The 3173-nt window shown below is 63.0% G+C and carries 5 protein-coding genes; all 5 read right to left on the minus strand.

The features are described 5' to 3' along the window. Positions 1-646: pantoate--beta-alanine ligase (panC, locus tag ABYO54_RS15605; protein ID WP_372809159.1), on the minus strand; the 646-nt coding region annotated here is incomplete at its 3' end. A 96-nt stretch (positions 647-742) separates the two neighbouring features. Continuing rightward, complete coding sequence (gene panB, locus ABYO54_RS15610; RefSeq protein WP_372809160.1) at positions 743-1534, minus strand: 3-methyl-2-oxobutanoate hydroxymethyltransferase; 792 nt, start codon at positions 1532-1534, stop codon at positions 743-745. Positions 1535-1583: 49 nt separating this feature from the next. Then, complete coding sequence (gene folK, locus ABYO54_RS15615) at positions 1584-2090, minus strand: 2-amino-4-hydroxy-6-hydroxymethyldihydropteridine diphosphokinase (RefSeq protein WP_372809161.1); 507 nt, start codon at positions 2088-2090, stop codon at positions 1584-1586. Then, on the minus strand, positions 2074-2868 hold the full coding sequence (gene dapF, locus ABYO54_RS15620) for a diaminopimelate epimerase (protein WP_372809162.1): 795 nt from the start codon (positions 2866-2868) through the stop codon (positions 2074-2076). The genes folK and dapF overlap by 17 nt, the downstream gene beginning before the upstream one ends. Beyond that, positions 2865-3173 (minus strand): DUF4139 domain-containing protein (locus ABYO54_RS15625; protein WP_372809163.1); only part of this gene is annotated, 309 nt, incomplete at its 5' end. The genes dapF and ABYO54_RS15625, both read right to left, overlap by 4 nt.

Raw genomic sequence — 3173 nt, forward strand, 5'->3', positions numbered from 1 at the left:
CTTGCTCCAGCAGGTCCGCCGCATGGTCGAGCGCCTGCCGCAGGCAAAGGGCGTTTTGGCGCTGGAGGTTGGTCAAGTATTTGTTGCGCGAGCTCATCGCCAACCCATCGGGCTCGCGCACGATGGGACCGCGGACAATCTGGACCGGGAAATTGAGATCGCGCACCATGCGCTCGATGATGCGCAGCTGCTGGGCATCCTTTTCGCCGAACACGGCCAGATCGGGCTGCACCAGGTTGAACAGCTTGGCCACGACCGTGCAGACGCCGCGGAAATGGCCCGGGCGCGCGGCCCCGCACAACCCGCCGGACAAGGCCTGCTCGTCGACCCAGACGCTGGCGTCGGCGGCATACATGCTCGCGGGCTCGGGATAGAAGACGATGTCGACGCCCTCCCCTTCGCAAAGCGCCTCATCGCGCTCGAAATCGCGTGGGTAGGCGGCGAGATCTTCGTTGGGCCCGAACTGCGTCGGGTTGACGAAAATGCTGGTCACGAGCAGATCGCAGCGCCCGCGCGCCGCACGCATCAGCGAAAGATGCCCCTCGTGCAGGAAGCCCATCGTCGGCACAAAGCCGATCGTTTTTCCGGAGCGTTTCAAAAACAGCGCCAGGCGCTGCATCTCTTCTGGCGACTTGATGATATCCATGGTTGATTCCTTGCCACGCGAAGGCCCCAAGACCATGCAGGAAACCCACCTGCGCGTCTCCGGGATTTCGGCGACATCCTTTCGTACGTTGGGAAACTAGTAGGTGTGCTCTTCGGACGGGAAGGAGCCGTCTTCGACATCCGACCGGTAGGCGGAGAGCGCCTCGGCGATGAGCGGATGCAGGGTGGCGTATTTCTTCACGAACCGCGGGGCCGGCTTTCCGCTCATCCCGAGCAGGTCGGTAAAGACCAGCACCTGGCCGTCGCAACCGGCCCCGGCCCCGATCCCGATGGTTGGGATCGTCAAGGCGTTCGAAATCATTTCGCCCAGCTCGGCGGGCACGCATTCAAGCACGATCGCGAAGGCACCGGCCTGCTCGACGGCCATGGCATCGTCCATCAACTGCCGCGCCTGTTCCGGCGTTTTCCCCTGCACCCGGTAGCCGCCCATCTCCTTGACGCTCTGCGGCGTCAGGCCGATGTGCCCCACCACGGGGATTCCGTTCTTCACCAGCGCCTCGATCATCTCGCCGCGCATGGCGCCGCCTTCGAGCTTCACGGCATCGGCGTGCGCCTCCTTGAGGAAACGGCCCGCGTTTTCCAGCGCCAAGGCAACGGAGGGCTGGTAGGACATGAACGGCATGTCGGCAATCACCAAGGCGTTCCGGGTTCCGCGCGCAACCGCCGACGCGTGGTGCAGCATCTCCTCCATGCTCACGGGCAGGGTTGTTTCGTAGCCCAGCACCGTCATGCCCAACGAGTCGCCCACCAATATGGTGGGTATCCCCGCGTCATCGACCAGCGCTGCCGTCAGCGCGTCGTATGCCGTAACCATGGCGATCTTGCGTTGGCCCTTGAGAGCCTTAATCTTTGCGGCGGTCCACTTCATTTTTTCCGTTCCAAATCGTTGCCGAGGCCTGCGGCCCGGTCTTCATCAATTACCAGCGTTCGTCATAGACGCTGAGGCCGGCATCGGGCGGGAGGGCGCCGAGGATCTGCGCGACGGACTTGCTGGCCGCGGGCAGGATCAGGTTGGGGCGCACATCGTTGAGCGGCTGCACCACGAAACGGCGTTCCGCCCAGCGCGGATGCGGCACCTCCAAGCCTCCGCTGTCGATGATCTGCTCTCCGGCATAGATGATGTCGACATCGATCGGGCGCGGCGCATTGCGTTCGCCTTCGATGCGTTCGCGGCCGAGACTCTCCTCGATCTTCCCGATGTAGGACAGCCAGCTTTCCAGCGGCAGCTCGCTTTCGACGATCACCACGGAGTTGAGATAGGCCATGTCCTGGTATTGCGGCAACACGTCGACCGGGGTGGTTTCGTAAATCGGCGACTGGTCGACGAATTTGGTACGCGGGGCCGAGAGCAGCAGGTTCTTTGCCTGCATCAGCAACCGCTTTCTATTATACAGATTGGAGCCTAGGCTAAATCCGATTTCCATACTCGACCTCCCCGTCAAAAACATATTCCGCACCACCCGCAAGCGAGAGCGCTCCCGGAATGGAACCAATTACCAAATCAAAACCACCGGCGCAATGCACGGTCGCCGGCAACTTGGTCCAGCCCCGCTCGGCGGCAAGCACCGCCACGGCCGCTGCCCCCGTGCCGCAGGCCAACGTCTCGCCCTCCACGCCGCGCTCGTAGGTCCGGACCGTCAGCGATCCATCCGCCTCGACCGCGGCAAAGTTGGCGTTGGTCCCAAAGGGGGCAAACAAGGCATGCTCGCGGATGCGCTTCCCGACCGACGCCACGTCCACACGGGCGACATCGTCGACCCAAGCCACGGCGTGCGGCACGCCCGTGTTCACGAAATCCACGGGCCACTCCAGCTCGACCGGGAGGTCCTGCCGAAGGCCCTCGGGCGCGGTCAACCCGAGCCGGACCCGGGCGCCCAGCACCTCGGCCTTCACGATGCCCGCGCCCGTCTCGATCGCCATTTTTTCGGCGGCCACGCCAAGGTCGTAGGCCAACCGGGCAATGCAGCGCGCCCCGTTGCCGCACATATCCTGCTCCCCGCCATCGGGATTGATGAAGCGCATACGGAAATCCGCACGCTCCGAGGGCTGGATCAGCAGGATGCCGTCGCAACCCACCCCGGTGCGGCGCGATGCGATCCGTTCGATGAAGGCCTTGTCGGCCACCGGGAACGACCGCTTGCGGTCGTCGACCATGATAAAGTCGTTGCCCGCCCCGTGCATTTTGGTGAAAGGAATTTTCATTCGAGCCCGTTGATGTTCATGCCTTTGGGGGCATCCACTTGGAAACTGAAGGGGATCTCCCACTCCTCGCCCGGCTGGAGCGTCCGGAACCAGCTGATGCGCATTTCTTCGTCGATCTTCAGCGAATCGGTGTCCTTGGAATATTTCGGCTCCAGCAGCTTCACCTTCAACCCTTCGGTTCCAGAGATCGGCAACTGATCCCAAACGATCATCTCTTCCGCGACCGCGTGCGTGTTTTTCACCGTGAGCAGGTATTCGAAGGCGTGACGAACGTCCTTGCCCGTGAACCCCTCCTTGCTCTGGTA

Origin of the sequence: Pontiella sp. (assembly GCF_041622395.1) — a bacterium.
Taxonomy (GTDB): domain Bacteria; phylum Verrucomicrobiota; class Kiritimatiellia; order Kiritimatiellales; family Pontiellaceae; genus Pontiella.

What these genes read in the sequence shown, in the direction of transcription:
- dapF (WP_372809162.1), bottom strand. Translation starts at nt 2,868, where the DNA reads ATGAAAATTCCTTTCACCAAAATGCACGGGGCGGGCAACGACTTTATC.
- panB (WP_372809160.1), bottom strand. Translation starts at nt 1,534, where the DNA reads ATGAAGTGGACCGCCGCAAAGATTAAGGCTCTCAAGGGCCAACGCAAG.
- folK (WP_372809161.1), bottom strand. Translation starts at nt 2,090, where the DNA reads ATGGAAATCGGATTTAGCCTAGGCTCCAATCTGTATAATAGAAAGCGG.